Origin of the sequence: Streptomyces sp. DH41, from assembly GCF_029813785.1 — a bacterium.
GTDB lineage: Bacteria > Actinomycetota > Actinomycetes > Streptomycetales > Streptomycetaceae > Streptomyces.
On sequence record NZ_JARVKY010000002.1, the window covers coordinates 194785 to 207921 of the forward strand.

Consider the following 13137-nt stretch of genomic DNA (forward strand, 5'->3'; position numbering starts at 1 on the left):
TCGGCTCCAAGGGCTCTGGCGCCCCCCGGATTCAATCAGGTTCGCGGGCCTGCGCGCAGATCCGGTCAGGGAACCGGACGGTGGGGGGAGGCGGAGGAAGCCGTGGGAAAGGGGGACGGGCCCGGGTCGGGGACGGGCGCGGCGAGCAGGCCGGGCGGCCTGACCTCGGCGGCCATCGACCAGGAGGTCAGCGAGAGCGGCGGAACCGCTTCGAGCGGACGTATCAGCGGGGACATGGCGGCGGCCCCGGCCATCACCGGAGTGGTCAGCGCACGCACGGCCTGCTGTCGCGGATCGGCGCCCGAGGGGGCCGGTACTCCGGGCAGCAGCGGCGCGGACATGGCCGTGGGCGCGACGGGGACGTCGCCGAGCGCCCGCTGTCCCTGGCCCTGTCCGAGCAGCGGACCGCCCGAGCGGCGGCGCTGGCTCTCGGAGCTCGTGGCCGCTCCCGCGCCCTGTGTGCGCGTGGGCGTCACGTTGCTGCCGCTCCCGGAGCCGCGCGCCTCCGTGGTGGTGTCCGGCGTGCCGACGGTGACACCGCCCAGGGCGATCGCGGCCAGCGACACCGCTCCTGCGGCGGCGCAGGCGAACCGCAGGCCGCGCGAGGAGGACCGCTCCGACTCGTGCCGGCTCACGTCATGGATGCGGAAGCCGCGCCCCTGCGAGGCGGACACCGGCACGGCTGAGTGCGGCCGGGCGGGAACATAGCCGAACTCGAACCGCTCGCCGCGCTTGCTTCCGAAGACGCCGTCGAGGCCGCCGGCGAATCCTCCGGCGTCCAGCGGCGAGCCGCCACCGTCCGTGTCACCTCCCCCGGGAAGCCCCTGGAGGCGGGCCAGGAAGCTCTCGGACGGGGCCGGCGGGGCCGCTGCCGCGAAGACGTTCTTCAGCCGGCGCTGCGCGTCGACCTCCGCCTTGCACTTCAGGCAGGTGGCCACGTGCGCCAGCACGCGCTCACGCGCGTCATGACCGAGCTCTCCGTCCACCAGGGCGGAGAGTCGGTCTCCCAGGTGCTGCTCTGCGAGGTGTCCCTCGGATTCAGGCCGTGACCCACTCACGCGCTCGTGCCCCCTCCTCCCAGTGCGGGAACACGGGCCGCGAACGAGCGACGCTCGGCACGCGCCTTGGGGGAACGGTGCGCGAGTGCCTTGCGCAGCTGGGAGCGACCGCGGTGGATCCGGGAGCGGACGGTGCCGAGCTTGACGCCGAGGGTCGCGGCGATCTCCTCGTACGACAGCCCCTCGATGTCGCACAGGACGACGGCGGCGCGGAACTCGGGCGCGAGCGTGTCGAGGGCCTGCTGGACGTCCGCGTCGAAGTGGGCGTCGTGGAAGACCTGCTGCGGGTTGGGCTCCTTGCTGGGCAGCCGCTCGGCCGCGTCGTCGCCGAGCGCGTCGAAGCGGATGCGCTGCTTGCGGCGGACCATGTCCAGGAAGAGGTTGGTGGTGATGCGGTGCAGCCAGCCCTCGAAGGTGCCCGGCGTGTACGTCGACAGCGACCGGAAGACTCGGACGAAGACCTCCTGCGTGAGGTCCTCGGCGTCGTGCTGGTTGCCGGTGAGGCGGTAGGCGAGGCGGTAGACCCGGCCGCTGTGGGTGCTGACGATCTCCTCCCAGGTGGGCGGAGTCCACGCCTGCCCGTCCGCGTCGCTGGAGAAGGTCGCGGTCTGGGCGTGTCCCGTGGTGGGACTGTTGGAGTGGCTGTGGTCAGCAGCGGTGTCGTTCACGGATTTCGGCCTGCCTGCCGATCCGAGGAAGCGCCGCAGCACTCCTCCCCGATCCGCGGGTGCGGCCGCACCTCCCCTGTCGGCTCTGGTGGTGTCCAGTGGAGCCCCTACCATAGCCACCTCGCCCGTTAGCTCCGGATAAGCGGTTTTACGAGAATTTGATCTGGGCCGGCACGGCCCGTCCTGCCGCGTCAGCACTTGCCCGGCACTCTGGCCCATCCGTCGCCCCCGTCCCGGCCCGGCCGCTCAGTCGTCTCTTCGCTCTCCCCTTGAACGACTGGTCCCATCTGCGGGTTCCCGACGCCAACGGATACAGTCACGCCGAGGCAACGACGGGGACAGGAGAGGGTCATTACCGGCAACCGGCAGACGAGCTGGGCGTTCGCCGACGCCTATGTCGCCGAGGACGACGCGCTGCTCTGGGCACGCGACCGGGCTCGCGAGGCGGGCCTGCGCTCGGTGACCCCGGGCACGGGCTCCGCGCTGGGGTTGCTCGCCGCCGCCGTGGACGCCAAGGCGGTCGCGGAGATCGGCACCGGCTGCGGCGTCTCCGGGATCCATCTCCTGCAGGGCATGCGGCCGGACGGGGTACTGACCACGGTCGATCCGGAGCCGGAGCACCAGCAGTTCGCCCGTCAGGCCTTCCGCGCCGCGGGCTTCGCCAGCAACCGGGCCCGCTTCATTCCGGGACGGGCCCTGGAGGTGCTGCCCCGGCTCGCGGACGCGGGTTACGACCTCGTCTTCTGTGACGGGGACCGTCTGGAGTACCTGGACTATCTCGACGAATCGTTGCGCCTGCTGCGTCCCGGAGGTCTCGTCGCCTTCGAAGGCGTCTTCGGCGGCGGCCGGACGATCGACTCCGGACCGCAGCCCACCGAGGTACTGCGGCTGCGGGAACTCCTGCGTGCGGTGCGGGAGAGCCAGGAGCTGGTGCCGTCACTGCTGCCGGTGGGCGACGGGCTGCTGTGCGCCGTCAAGCGGTGAAGCAGGCCCGCGGGGCCGGGAGTACGAGCACGACCACGAGCACGAGCACCGCCAAAAATGGAAAACAATCGCCCCGGCACCAGGTGCGGTACCGGGGCGACTGAACGGGTATGGTCGCTCGCGCGTCAGCCGACGACCTTCTTGAGGGCGTCGCCGAGCGCGTCGGCCTCATCGGGGGTCAGCTCGACGACGAGTCGACCGCCGCCTTCGAGCGGAACGCGCATGACGATGCCCCGCCCCTCCTTTGTCACCTCGAGCGGGCCATCGCCCGTCCGCGGCTTCATGGCCGCCATGCTCGTTCCCCTTCCTGATACCAGCTCACCGTCACCGCCGACGGCCCGTGAGGGCACGCGCAGTCCGGCATGGACGCGCGACACCGGCATCGAACACATTGCTTCCCAGCCATTATCCCGCATCCCAGGACCCGATGACCAACATCGGTCGGCATCGCTTGGGCAACGCGCGCGAGCAAAACCACTCAATTCGGCGATGTGACTGCGATACTGCGCGCCCTTGCCCACTTCTGCCGAATGGATACGGACCGAAATCCTTTGACGCAGGTCACATCTCCGGAGCGATCCGTTGCCGGTGATCTCCGTCATGCTGTGTCCCGGACACACATGTACGACCCACATGTACGACCCAGACGTACGACCCAGACGTACGACCCACACGGACGAAGACGACGCGGAGGGGATCCCATGGCCGACACCGTGCTCTACGAGGTGAGCGACGGGCTCGCGACGATCACGCTGAACCGCCCCGAGGCGATGAACGCGCTGAACATCGAGACGAAGGTCGCGCTCCGGGACGCGGTGCGTTCCGCCGCCGCGGACGACACCGTACGGGCGGTGCTGCTGACCGCGGCCGGAGAGCGGGCGTTCTGCGTCGGCCAGGACCTCAAGGAGCACATCGGGCTGCTGGCCGCCGACCGGGAGACGGGCTCGGACCGGACCATGAGCACGGTGCGCGAGCACTACAACCCGATCGTGCGGGCGCTCGCCGAGGCCCGGAAGCCGGTGGTGGCCGCCGTGAACGGCGTGGCGGCGGGGGCGGGCTTCGGTTTCGCCCTCGCGGCGGACTACCGGGTCGTCGCGGACACGGCGGCCTTCAACACGTCCTTCGCGGGGGTCGCGCTCACCGCCGACTCGGGCGTCTCCTGGACGCTGCCGCGTGTCGTCGGCCCCGGGCGCGCCGCCGACCTGCTGCTCTTCCCCCGCAGCATCGGCGCTCGGGAAGCGTACGAGCTGGGCATCGCCAACCGGGTGGTTCCCGCCGCCGACCTGCGTGCCGAGGCCGAGCAGACGGCGCGGGCCCTGGCCGAGGGGCCGACGGTGGCGTACGCGGCGCTGAAGGAGGCGATGGCGTACGGGCTGACGCACTCCCTCTCCGAGACGCTGGAGAAGGAGGACGAGCTGCAGTCCCGGGCCGGCTCCTCTCAGGACCACGCGATCGCGGTGCGGGCGTTCGTCGACAAGGAGAAGCCGCGCTATCTGGGCAAGTGAGCCGGTGATCGTCGGCCTGCGCGCGACACGCATGTCTCCAGGTGGTCGTCGACCAGTCCGCAGGCCTGCATCAGCGCGTACGCCGTCGTCGGACCGACGAAGCGCAGGCCTCGCTTCTTCAGGGCCTTGGACAGCGCCGTGGACTCCGGTGTGACGGCCGGGACGTCGGCGAGGGTCTTCGGGACCGGGCGCCCGGCCGGGTCCGGGGCATGGGACCAGATCAGCTCGTCCAGCTCGCCCGGGGCCCACTGGGCCAGCACACGCGCGTTGGCGAGGGTCGCGTCGATCTTGGCGCGGTTGCGGATGATGCCCGCGTCCGCGAGGAGACGCTCACGGTCCTCGTCGCCGAAGTCCGCCACCTTGGAGATCTCGAACGCGGCGAAGGCGGTACGGAACCCCGGGCGTCGGCGCAGGATGGTGATCCAGGACAGGCCGGACTGGAAGGCCTCGAGGCTGAGGCGTTCGAACAGGGCGTCGTCGCCGTGGACCGGGCGGCCCCACTCCTCGTCGTGGTACGTCACGTAGTCCGCGGTGGAAAGGGCCCAGGGACAGCGCGGCGCGCCGTCCGGGCCCGCGACGGCCTCCCCCGCGCTCATTCCTGCTCCTCCTGGGCCGGCTTCTCCATGGAGACGTGCTGGTGGACGGCCGCGGCCCGGGCCCCGGCCAGCGCGGACTCCAGGTCGGCGATGCGGGCGTCGCGCTCGGCCAGCTCGGCGCCGAGGCGGCCGACGGCGTCGTCGACGTCGGCCATGCGGTAGCCGCGGGCGGCGAGCGGGAAGCGGAGCCGCTCCACGTCCGCGCGGTCCACCGGGCGGCCCGGGGGCAGGGAGTCGCGCAGCCGCTCGGGGGCGGCGTCGGGCAGCGGCCCACTGTCGCCACCGCTCACCACGGCGAGCGTCACCGCGGCGACCACGACGGCCAGTGCGATGACGAGGAACAGGAACATGACCATCGCTGGGGCCCCCATGGTCGGGTCGGGCGCGGCGATCGCGTGGGTTCGAGGATTCGACGGATCGCGTGCCTGGTTGGATCGGTGTCGGAACAGGAGTCGGAGTCGAAGCTGGAGTCGGAGTCGGTTGTGTCGGGTCCGATCGTGCCATGCGAGTCTGACAGTCGGGGCCGCAGGCGGTCGATGCGCGGTCGATGCCGCACAGGAGGACCGGATTCGGAGGCCGAATCCGCAGGGTGGCCCCCAAGGGCGAGAGCGGAACGTGAGAACGGTATGGACGTGGAGATGTCACAGGGGATGCTCAGGCTCGGCAGGCGTGAGTTCGCGGCGCACGAGCCGGTCGTCATGGCGATCGTGAACCGGACCCCGGACTCCTTCTACGACCGCGGGGCGACCTTCCGCGACGAGCCCGCCCTCGCGCGCGTGGAGCAGGCGGTGGCGGAGGGTGCCGCGATCATCGATGTGGGCGGGGTGAAGGCCGGGCCGGGGGACGAGGTGTCGGCCGAGGAGGAGGCGCGGCGGACGGTGGGGTTCGTCGCGGAGGTCCGGCGGCGGTTCCCGGACGTCGTGATCAGCGTGGACACCTGGCGGCACGAGGTCGGCGAGGCCGTGTGCGAGGCGGGGGCGGACGTGCTGAACGACGCGTGGGGCGGCGTCGACCCCGCGCTCGCGGAGGTCGCCGCGCGGTACGGGGCGGGGCTGGTGTGCACGCACGCCGGCGGCGCGCAGCCGCGGACGCGGCCGCACCGGGTGACGTACGAGGACGTCATGGCCGACATCCTGGAGAGGACTCTGGGGCTGGCCGAGCGGGCGGTGGCACTGGGCGTGCCCCGGGAGTCGGTGCTGATCGATCCCGGGCACGACTTCGGCAAGAACACGCGGCACAGCCTGGAGGCGACGCGTCGGCTCGACGAGATGGTGGCGACGGGGTGGCCGGTGCTGGTGTCCCTGTCCAACAAGGACTTCGTCGGGGAGACGCTGGACCGGCCCGTGAAGGAGCGACTGCTCGGGACGCTGGCGACGACAGCGGTGTCGGCGTGGCTGGGGGCGCGGGTGTACCGGGTGCACGAGGTGGCGGAGACCCGGCAGGTGCTGGACATGGTGGCGACGATCGCGGGGCACCGGGAGCCCGCGGTGGCTCGGCGGGGGCTGGCGTAGGCCGGACAGCGGCGGCGGCCGGGCGGAAGCGGCAGCCGGCCAGGCAGAAGCAGCGGCGGCCGGCTTCTCCGCTCCGCCCCCTCCCCGCCGCCCCCGTCCGAGCCCCGCGGGACGACACCCCCTAGCGCCCCGCCTCCTTGGAGACCAGGGCCACCGCCTCGTCCACGTCGTCCGTGACGTGGAAGAGCATGAGGTCCTTCTCCGCGGCCTTGCCCTGGGCGACCAGGGTGCCGCGGAGCCAGTCGACCAGGCCGCCCCAGTACTCGGAGCCGAACAGGACGATGGGGAAGCGGGTCACCTTCTGGGTCTGCACCAGGGTGAGCGCCTCGAAGAGCTCGTCGAGGGTGCCGAGGCCTCCGGGCAGGACCACGAAGCCCTGCGCGTACTTCACGAACATCATCTTGCGGACGAAGAAGTACCGGAAGTTCAGCCCGATGTCGACGTACGCGTTGAGTCCCTGCTCGAAGGGCAGCTCGATACCGAGGCCGACCGAGGTGCCCTTGGCCTCCAGGGCGCCCTTGTTGGCCGCCTCCATGGCGCCCGGCCCACCGCCGGTGATGACCGCGAAGCCGGCCTCCACCAGGCCGCGTCCGAGCCGCACGCCCGCCTCGTACTCCGGTGAGTCGGCCGGCGTACGGGCGGAACCGAAGACGCTGATCGCGGGCGGGAGTTCGGCGAGCGTGCCGAAGCCCTCGATGAACTCCGACTGGATGCGCAGGACGCGCCACGGGTCGGTGTGGACCCAGTCGGTCGGGGCACGCTCGTCCAGCAGGCGCTGGTCCGTGGTGCTCTTCTGTACCTGACCCCGCCGCCGGAGGACAGGGCCCAGGCGCTGCTCCTCCGGTGGCCGCTTCTTGCCCTCGGGGTTGCCAGTAGCCATGCGCGCTCCCTCCAGTTGCAGGTTCTTCCACCTCAGCGTAGATCTACGCGGGTTACGTACGAGGGACCTCAGCATGTCCGCCACGCAGCGGCCTAAACCCGGTTCGGATCACGCCGTCAGCCAGGACCGCAGGCGCTCCTCCCCCGCGAGGATCTTCGCCGTCTCCACCCGCTCGTCGCGCTTGTGCGCCAAGTGTGGGTTTCCGGGACCGTAGTTGACCGCCGGGACGCCGAGTGCCGAGAAGCGCGACACGTCCGTCCAGCCGTACTTGGGCTGCGGGGTGCCGCCCACCGCCTCGATGAAGGCCGCCGCGGCCGGGTGGGACAGCCCCGGCAGGGCCGCGCCGCTGTGGTCGTCGACCACGAAGTCCGTCACCCCGCAGTCCGCGAAGACCTCGCGCACGTGGGCGAGGGCCTCCTCGGGGCTGCGGTCCGGGGCGTAGCGGAAGTTGACCGTGACCACGCACTCGTCGGGGATGACGTTGCCGGCGACCCCGCCGGTGATGCCGACCGCGTTCAGGCCCTCCCGGTACTCCAGGCCGTCGATCACCGGGTAGCGGGGCTCGTACGCCGCGAGGCGGGCGAGGATCGGGGCGGCTGCGTGGATCGCGTTGGAGCCCATCCAGGAGCGCGCGGAGTGCGCCCGCTCCCCCGTCGTCCTCAGCAGCACCCGCAGCGTGCCCTGGCAGCCGCCCTCCACCTGGCCGTCCGACGGTTCGAGGAGCACCGCGAAGTCGCCCTCCAGCCACTCGGGGTGCGCCTCGGCGACGTGCTTCAGCCCGTTCAGGTCGGCGGCGACCTCCTCGTTGTCGTAGAAGACGAAGGTCAGGTCGCGGTTGGGCGCCGGGACCGTCGCCGCGATGCGCAGCTGCACGGCGACGCCCGCCTTCATGTCGCAGGTGCCGCAGCCCCACAGGACCCCGTCCTCGTCCAGCCGGGACGGTACGTTGTCGGCGATGGGGACGGTGTCGATGTGACCCGCGAGGATCACACGCTCCGCCCGGCCCAGATCGGTACGGGCCACCACGTTGTTGCCGTACCGCTCGACCGACAGGTGCGGCAGGGCGCGCAGGGCGCTCTCGACCGCGTCCGCGAGTGGCTCCTCGGTGCCGCTCTCGGAGGGGAAGTCGACGAGCCGCGCGGTGAGCTCCGCGGCGTCCAGCGTGAGGTCAAGCGGGGTATCGGCCATGGCCCCGACCCTAACCCCCTGCCCTTTCGGGCACGGTTCGTGCCCGGCGCGCACCACCCCTTACCCTCCAGTACCTTGTACGCGTGCTTCAGCCGCCACCACCCCGCAAACGCCGTGGCCGCCTGCTCCGTTCCGGTGCGGCCTTCGTGGTCCTGCTCGCGGTCGCCGGTTACCTCACGGTGCAGTACGTCACCGGGGGCGCGGGCGCTCCGGGCTGCAAGGTCGTCGCGACCGAGGACGGCCACGCGACCTACGAGTTCACGCCGGAGCAGGCGGTGAACGCGGCGGCGATCACCGCCGTGGGCACCGCGCGCGACCTGCCGGAGCGGGCGGTGACGATCGCGCTGGCGACCGCGTTGCAGGAGTCGACGCTGCGCAACATCGACTACGGCGACCGCGACTCGCTCGGCCTGTTCCAGCAGCGTCCCTCGCAGGGCTGGGGCACACCGGCGGAGATCATGGACCCGGCGTACTCGGCGGGCATGTTCTACGAGCGGCTGGTCGAGGTGCCCGGCTACACGCGTCTCCCGCTGACCGTCGCCGCCCAGCGCGTGCAGCGCAGCGGCTTCCCGCAGGCGTACGCCAAGCACGAACCGGACGCCACCCTGCTCGCCGCCGCGCTGACCGGGCGGTCCGCGGCGACGCTGACGTGCGAGGGCCGCCCGGGCGCGGCCCGCGCGCAGGGGCCTGACGCGGTCCGCGCGGCGCTCGTACGGGACTTCGGGCAGGACGTGCTCCAGTCGGCCGGCGGGGCCGTGGACGACGCCTCGACGGCTCCCCCGGCCTCGCCCTCGCCGACCACGGGCGCGGGCGGCAGCCCGGGCGGCACCGGTACCGGGGGCGGCTCCGGCGGGCGGACCGTGACGCTGCCCGTGACCGCAGGTGCGGGCACGGAGGAACGCCCGGGGCAGCGGGGCTGGCAGCTGGCCCACTGGGCGGTGGCCAACGCCTCCTCACTGCGCATCGAACGGGTCGCCTACGCGGGCCGGGAGTGGACCGCGGGAAACACCGACAGCAAGTGGTATCCGACGGACGCGGGCAGCGCCCACGGGGCCGAGCGGACGGCGGGATCGGTCCGGATCACGTCCGCGCGGTAGCGCTCGCCCGTACGAGCCGTCACTCCGGGGAGTTATCCGTACGGGCGTCATGTCGACGCGGTGGGCCGATTTCCGTGCCGTCACCCCCGAATCCGCCACACCCCAGGGAAACCAAGGGCTGTAAGGATTCGGCAAGCTTTCCGGCGAGCTCCCTTTTGCCCGTTTTTCTGTGCACCTGATAATGCGACGCATTACCAACTCTTTGCTTTGTGCCGCCGCAACCTTCGCGGCCTTCGAGCGGTAGTCACTGCGGCCGGGCCCGGTCGATCATTCGCCGGGCGCGGTCGGTTACCTCATCACTGACTTCCGTCGAAGGAGCATCATGTCCCTCCCCCTGACCCGCCGGATCGCCCGTGCCGCGCTGCTCGTCGCCGCCGGAGCGGCTGCCGGGGTCGGTGCGGCCGGCTCCGCCAGCGCGGCTCCCGAACTGCCGGCCGCCCCGAACCTCGGGGGACTGACCGCCCTGGACGGGGCGAACGTCGGCAACACCGTCGACGCCGCGGCCCAGAGCGTCACCAAGACCGCCGGCGAGACCGGCGGCAAGGCCGTCCAGAAGGGTGTGCCGGCCGCGGGCAAGGCCGGTGGCGCGGTCGTCAAGAAGGCCACGCCCGTGGCGCAGAAGGCCGCCGGTGACGCGGCGGGCTCCGCCGGGGAGATCGTCGGTGACACGGCGCAGACGGCCACGAAGGGCGGGCTGCCGACCGACGCGCTGGGCACGGGCGGACTGCCGGTGCAGGGGCTGCCGCTCGGCTGAGCGTCCGGCTCGTACGGCGCCGGGGCCCAGGGTTCGTTCCCTGGGCCCCGGCGTTTCGCTTGCCCGGGTCGGTGCGGTGGGCGGGTCCTGGCCGGGCGCCCACCGCGGCGCCTACAGGCGCTCCACGGCCGCCCGGACGCGTTCGTCCGTCGCCGTCAGGGCCACGCGGACGAAGTGGTCGCCCGCCGGGCCGTAGAAGTCGCCGGGAGCCACCAGGATGCCGCGGTCGGCCAGGTGGGCCACCGTGTCCCAGCAGGACTCGTCGCGGGTGGCCCAGAGGTAGAGGCTGGCCTCGCTGTGCTCGATGCGGAAGCCGTGACCGAGGAGCGCCTCGCGCAGGGCCGTACGGCGGGCCGCGTAGCGCTCGCGCTGCACGCGGACGTGCTCGTCGTCGCCGAGGGCCGCCACCACGGCGGCCTGCGTCGGCGCCGAGGTCATCATGCCGCCGTGCTTGCGGATCTCCAGCAGGGGACCCAGGACGGCCGGGTCGCCCGCCAGGAAGGCCGCGCGGTAGCCGGCGAGGTTGGAGCGCTTGGAGAGCGAGTGGACGGCGACCAGACCGTCGTACGAACCGCCGTTGACGTCCGGGTGCAGGACGGAGACCGGGTCGGCCTCCCAGCCCAGCTCCAGGTAGCACTCGTCGGAGACGACGAGGACGCCGTGCTCGCGGGCCCAGGCCACGATGCGGGTCAGCTCGGACTTCGGCAGGACCCTGCCGGTCGGGTTGGACGGGGAGTTGAGCCAGAGGAGCCTCAGGCCCGCCGGGTCCAGCTCGGTGGGATCGTCATAGGCCTCGTACTGGGCGCGGGCCAGGCGCGCGCCCACCTCGTACGTCGGGTAGGCCAGCCGCGGGAAGGCGATCCGGTCGCCGGGGCCGAGGCCCAGCTGGGTCGGGAGCCAGGCGACGAGCTCCTTGGAGCCGACGATGGGCAGGACGTGGCGGTGGGTGACGTCGCGGGCGCCGAGGCGGCGCTCGACCCAGCCGGTGATCGCGTCGCGCAGTGCCGGGGTGCCCCAGACCGTCGGGTAGCCCGGGGAGTCCGCCGCGTCGGTCAGGGCCTTCTGGATCAGCTCGGGGACCGGGTCGACCGGGGTACCGACGGAGAGGTCGACGATTCCGTCCGGATGCGCGGCGGCCGTCTTCTTGTACGGCTCCAGCTTGTCCCAGGGGAAGACCGGAAGGCGGTCGCGAAGCGACTCTTTGGAAGGGCGGTGGTGGGCGACGGGTGGGGGGTCGGAGACTGCGGACACGGTTACTGGCTCACTTTCTTCGTGCGGCAGACGCGGCCGGGCAGGCGAAACGCCTCGGTCCCGCACGGCACCGATCGTGGGCGATCAGCCGTACGGGACCGAGGCGGCGCGGCGCGGGCCGCTCCTACTGGTTCTGCGGCGGCAGAGCGGCGACGAAGGGGTGGTCGCGCTCGATCAGCCCCAGCTTGCTGGCACCACCGGGCGAGCCGAGCTCGTCGAAGAACTCGACGTTCGCCTTGTAGTAGTCCTTCCACTCCTCCGGGGTGTCGTCCTCGTAGAAGATCGCCTCGACCGGGCAGACCGGCTCACAGGCACCACAGTCGACGCATTCGTCCGGGTGGATGTACAAGGACCGCTGGCCCTCGTAGATGCAGTCGACCGGGCACTCCTCGATGCACGCCTTGTCCTTCACGTCGACACAAGGCTGCGCGATGACGTAGGTCACGCTGTCGTTCCTCCTCGATAGGGCGCTGGCGGGCCTCCTCAGGCTCCGCCGCCTGGCGCGCGGGAGCGCGGCGTCGTCGATGCCCGCCCCTAGTATCTCCGTTCTTGGGCATGATCCGAACAGGAGGGGTGAACAGACCCGTGGAAATCTCTGCCGCAGGGCGCCTTGAGGTCCGTATCACCGCTGCTGACGTGGGCAAACGAGTCTCCGTACGGTGCTTGAGCCATGCTGGTGTCCCAGGTGAGAAGTTCACCGACACGGTGGGAGTTCTCACATCCTGGGACGATGGTGTGCTGCTCATCACACGAAAGAGTGGCGAGTCCGTCCGTGTCGCGGAGTCGGCAGTGGTCGCGGGGAAGGTCGTACCGCCGGCGCCCGCCCGCCGGCGCGGTCCCGCCGCCTCCTACGAGGAGCTGGCGCGGGTGACCGCGCGGGCCTGGCCGCCGGTGGAGAGCGAGCGGCTCGGCGAGTGGGAGCTGCGGGCGGCGGCCGGCTTCACCCGGCGCGCCAACTCCGTACTGCCGCTCGGCGATCCGGGGCTGCCGCTCGACGAGGCGCTGACCGCCGTACGACGCTGGTACGGCGCACGCGGCCTGCCCGCGTACGTCCAGACCGCCACCGGCGCCGAGGGCACGCAGGAGCTGCTGTGCGCGGAGCTGGAACGGCGTGGCTGGGTGCGCGAGGTGACGGCCGAGGTGTGGACCGGCGGGCTGGCGCCGGTCGCCGACCTGGCCGAGGGCACGGGTGCGGTCCTGTCCCGGGAGGTGGACGAGGCGTGGCTGGCGCGGTACCGGCGCAGGGGCGTGAGCGAGGTGGCCCTGCGGGTGCTGGCCGGCGGGCCGTCGGTGTGGTTCGCGACGGTGCCCGGCGCGGACGTGGACGGGGAAACGGACGTGGACGCCCCGGCGGCGATCGGGCGGTGTGTCGTGGACGGGCGGTGGGCCTCCTTCGCGGCCGTCGAGGTCGACCCCGCGCAACGCCGCCGGGGACTCGCCACCGTCGTGATGGCCGCGCTGGCCCGGCGGGCGCTCGACGAGGGCGCGTCGGCGGCGTGGCTCCAGGTGGAGGCGGACAACGCGGGGGCGCGGGCGCTGTACGCCGGAATGGGCTTCGCGGCGCATCACACGTACCACCACTACCGGGAGCCCGACAGCGCCGGGACGGACCGGTGACCGATCGCCGTGAAAGGGCACGAGCCAG

General features: G+C 72.3%; 15 protein-coding genes. 6 read left to right on the forward strand and 9 right to left on the reverse strand.

What is annotated here, in order from left to right; all coding sequences use genetic code 11:
• Positions 1 to 65: 65 nt before the first annotated feature.
• Both QC283_RS04040 and sigE read right to left on the reverse strand, forming a co-directional pair.
• Positions 66 to 1058: an anti-sigma factor family protein gene (locus QC283_RS04040; RefSeq protein ID WP_279559929.1), complete on the reverse strand. Its 993-nt coding sequence runs from the start codon at positions 1056 to 1058 to the stop codon at positions 66 to 68.
• Complete coding sequence (sigE, locus tag QC283_RS04045; protein WP_279559930.1) at positions 1055 to 1726, reverse strand: RNA polymerase sigma factor SigE; 672 nt, start codon at positions 1724 to 1726, stop codon at positions 1055 to 1057. The genes QC283_RS04040 and sigE overlap by 4 nt, the downstream gene beginning before the upstream one ends.
• 285 nt (positions 1727 to 2011) lie before the next feature.
• On the opposite strand from sigE, the gene QC283_RS04050 reads away from it, so the two are divergent.
• On the forward strand, positions 2012 to 2710 hold the full coding sequence (locus QC283_RS04050) for an O-methyltransferase (protein ID WP_279560386.1): 699 nt from the start codon (positions 2012 to 2014) through the stop codon (positions 2708 to 2710).
• Positions 2711 to 2835: 125 nt separating this feature from the next.
• Here QC283_RS04050 and QC283_RS04055 read toward each other — a convergent pair whose 3' ends face one another.
• Positions 2836 to 3003, reverse strand: a complete 168-nt coding sequence (locus tag QC283_RS04055) for a DUF3117 domain-containing protein (protein ID WP_003966491.1) — start codon at positions 3001 to 3003, stop codon at positions 2836 to 2838.
• Between the two features lie 408 nt (positions 3004 to 3411).
• On the opposite strand from QC283_RS04055, the gene QC283_RS04060 reads away from it, so the two are divergent.
• Positions 3412 to 4215, forward strand: coding sequence for an enoyl-CoA hydratase/isomerase family protein (locus QC283_RS04060; RefSeq protein ID WP_279559931.1), 804 nt, complete (start codon positions 3412 to 3414; stop codon positions 4213 to 4215).
• On the opposite strand, the gene QC283_RS04065 is transcribed toward QC283_RS04060, so the two are convergent.
• The gene (locus tag QC283_RS04065) at positions 4200 to 4811 is read right to left on the reverse strand and encodes a DNA-3-methyladenine glycosylase I (RefSeq protein WP_279559932.1); all 612 of its coding nucleotides are present in this window, start codon (positions 4809 to 4811) and stop codon (positions 4200 to 4202) included. The two genes, QC283_RS04060 and QC283_RS04065, sit on opposite strands and share 16 nt — an antisense overlap.
• Positions 4808 to 5161 carry a DivIVA domain-containing protein gene (locus QC283_RS04070; RefSeq protein WP_279560387.1) on the reverse strand — a complete coding sequence of 118 codons (354 nt, stop codon included), beginning with the start codon at positions 5159 to 5161 and terminating at the stop codon, positions 4808 to 4810. The genes QC283_RS04065 and QC283_RS04070 overlap by 4 nt, the downstream gene beginning before the upstream one ends.
• A gap of 300 nt (positions 5162 to 5461) precedes the next feature.
• Here QC283_RS04070 and folP point away from each other — a divergent pair, with 300 nt between their 5' ends.
• Entirely contained in the window at positions 5462 to 6322 is an 861-nt protein-coding gene (folP, locus tag QC283_RS04075) for a dihydropteroate synthase (protein ID WP_279560388.1), read from the forward strand.
• A 121-nt stretch (positions 6323 to 6443) separates the two neighbouring features.
• On the opposite strand, the gene QC283_RS04080 is transcribed toward folP, so the two are convergent.
• Together QC283_RS04080 and dapE are read right to left on the reverse strand one after the other, a co-directional pair.
• Complete coding sequence (locus QC283_RS04080; RefSeq protein WP_279559933.1) at positions 6444 to 7202, reverse strand: TIGR00730 family Rossman fold protein; 759 nt, start codon at positions 7200 to 7202, stop codon at positions 6444 to 6446.
• Between the two features lie 108 nt (positions 7203 to 7310).
• The gene (gene dapE / locus QC283_RS04085) at positions 7311 to 8390 is read right to left on the reverse strand and encodes a succinyl-diaminopimelate desuccinylase (protein ID WP_279559934.1); all 1080 of its coding nucleotides are present in this window, start codon (positions 8388 to 8390) and stop codon (positions 7311 to 7313) included.
• 83 nt (positions 8391 to 8473) lie between these two features.
• Between dapE and QC283_RS04090 the strand changes: the two genes are divergently transcribed.
• Entirely contained in the window at positions 8474 to 9487 is a 1014-nt protein-coding gene (locus QC283_RS04090) for a heavy metal transporter (RefSeq protein WP_279559935.1), read from the forward strand.
• A 322-nt stretch (positions 9488 to 9809) separates the two neighbouring features.
• Entirely contained in the window at positions 9810 to 10241 is a 432-nt protein-coding gene (locus QC283_RS04095) for an ATP-binding protein (protein WP_279559936.1), read from the forward strand.
• Positions 10242 to 10352: 111 nt separating this feature from the next.
• Here QC283_RS04095 and QC283_RS04100 read toward each other — a convergent pair whose 3' ends face one another.
• Both QC283_RS04100 and fdxA read right to left on the reverse strand, forming a co-directional pair.
• Complete coding sequence (locus QC283_RS04100) at positions 10353 to 11492, reverse strand: bifunctional succinyldiaminopimelate transaminase/glutamate-prephenate aminotransferase (protein WP_279559937.1); 1140 nt, start codon at positions 11490 to 11492, stop codon at positions 10353 to 10355.
• Between the two features lie 124 nt (positions 11493 to 11616).
• Complete coding sequence (gene fdxA, locus QC283_RS04105) at positions 11617 to 11937, reverse strand: ferredoxin (protein WP_003973842.1); 321 nt, start codon at positions 11935 to 11937, stop codon at positions 11617 to 11619.
• Between the two features lie 140 nt (positions 11938 to 12077).
• Between fdxA and QC283_RS04110 the strand changes: the two genes are divergently transcribed.
• Positions 12078 to 13109 carry a GNAT family N-acetyltransferase gene (locus QC283_RS04110; RefSeq protein ID WP_279559938.1) on the forward strand — a complete coding sequence of 344 codons (1032 nt, stop codon included), beginning with the start codon at positions 12078 to 12080 and terminating at the stop codon, positions 13107 to 13109.
• Positions 13110 to 13137 lie beyond the last annotated feature (28 nt).

Excerpts from the sequence above, each read along its gene's own strand:
- QC283_RS04060 (WP_279559931.1), top strand. The coding sequence starts at position 3,412 with ATGGCCGACACCGTGCTCTACGAGGTGAGCGACGGGCTCGCGACGATC.
- dapE (WP_279559934.1), bottom strand. The coding sequence starts at position 8,390 with ATGGCCGATACCCCGCTTGACCTCACGCTGGACGCCGCGGAGCTCACC.
- QC283_RS04070 (WP_279560387.1), bottom strand. The coding sequence starts at position 5,161 with ATGTTCCTGTTCCTCGTCATCGCACTGGCCGTCGTGGTCGCCGCGGTG.
- QC283_RS04065 (WP_279559932.1), bottom strand. The coding sequence starts at position 4,811 with ATGAGCGCGGGGGAGGCCGTCGCGGGCCCGGACGGCGCGCCGCGCTGT.
- folP (WP_279560388.1), top strand. The coding sequence starts at position 5,462 with ATGCTCAGGCTCGGCAGGCGTGAGTTCGCGGCGCACGAGCCGGTCGTC.
- QC283_RS04080 (WP_279559933.1), bottom strand. The coding sequence starts at position 7,202 with ATGGCTACTGGCAACCCCGAGGGCAAGAAGCGGCCACCGGAGGAGCAG.
- QC283_RS04055 (WP_003966491.1), bottom strand. The coding sequence starts at position 3,003 with ATGGCGGCCATGAAGCCGCGGACGGGCGATGGCCCGCTCGAGGTGACA.
- QC283_RS04095 (WP_279559936.1), top strand. The coding sequence starts at position 9,810 with ATGTCCCTCCCCCTGACCCGCCGGATCGCCCGTGCCGCGCTGCTCGTC.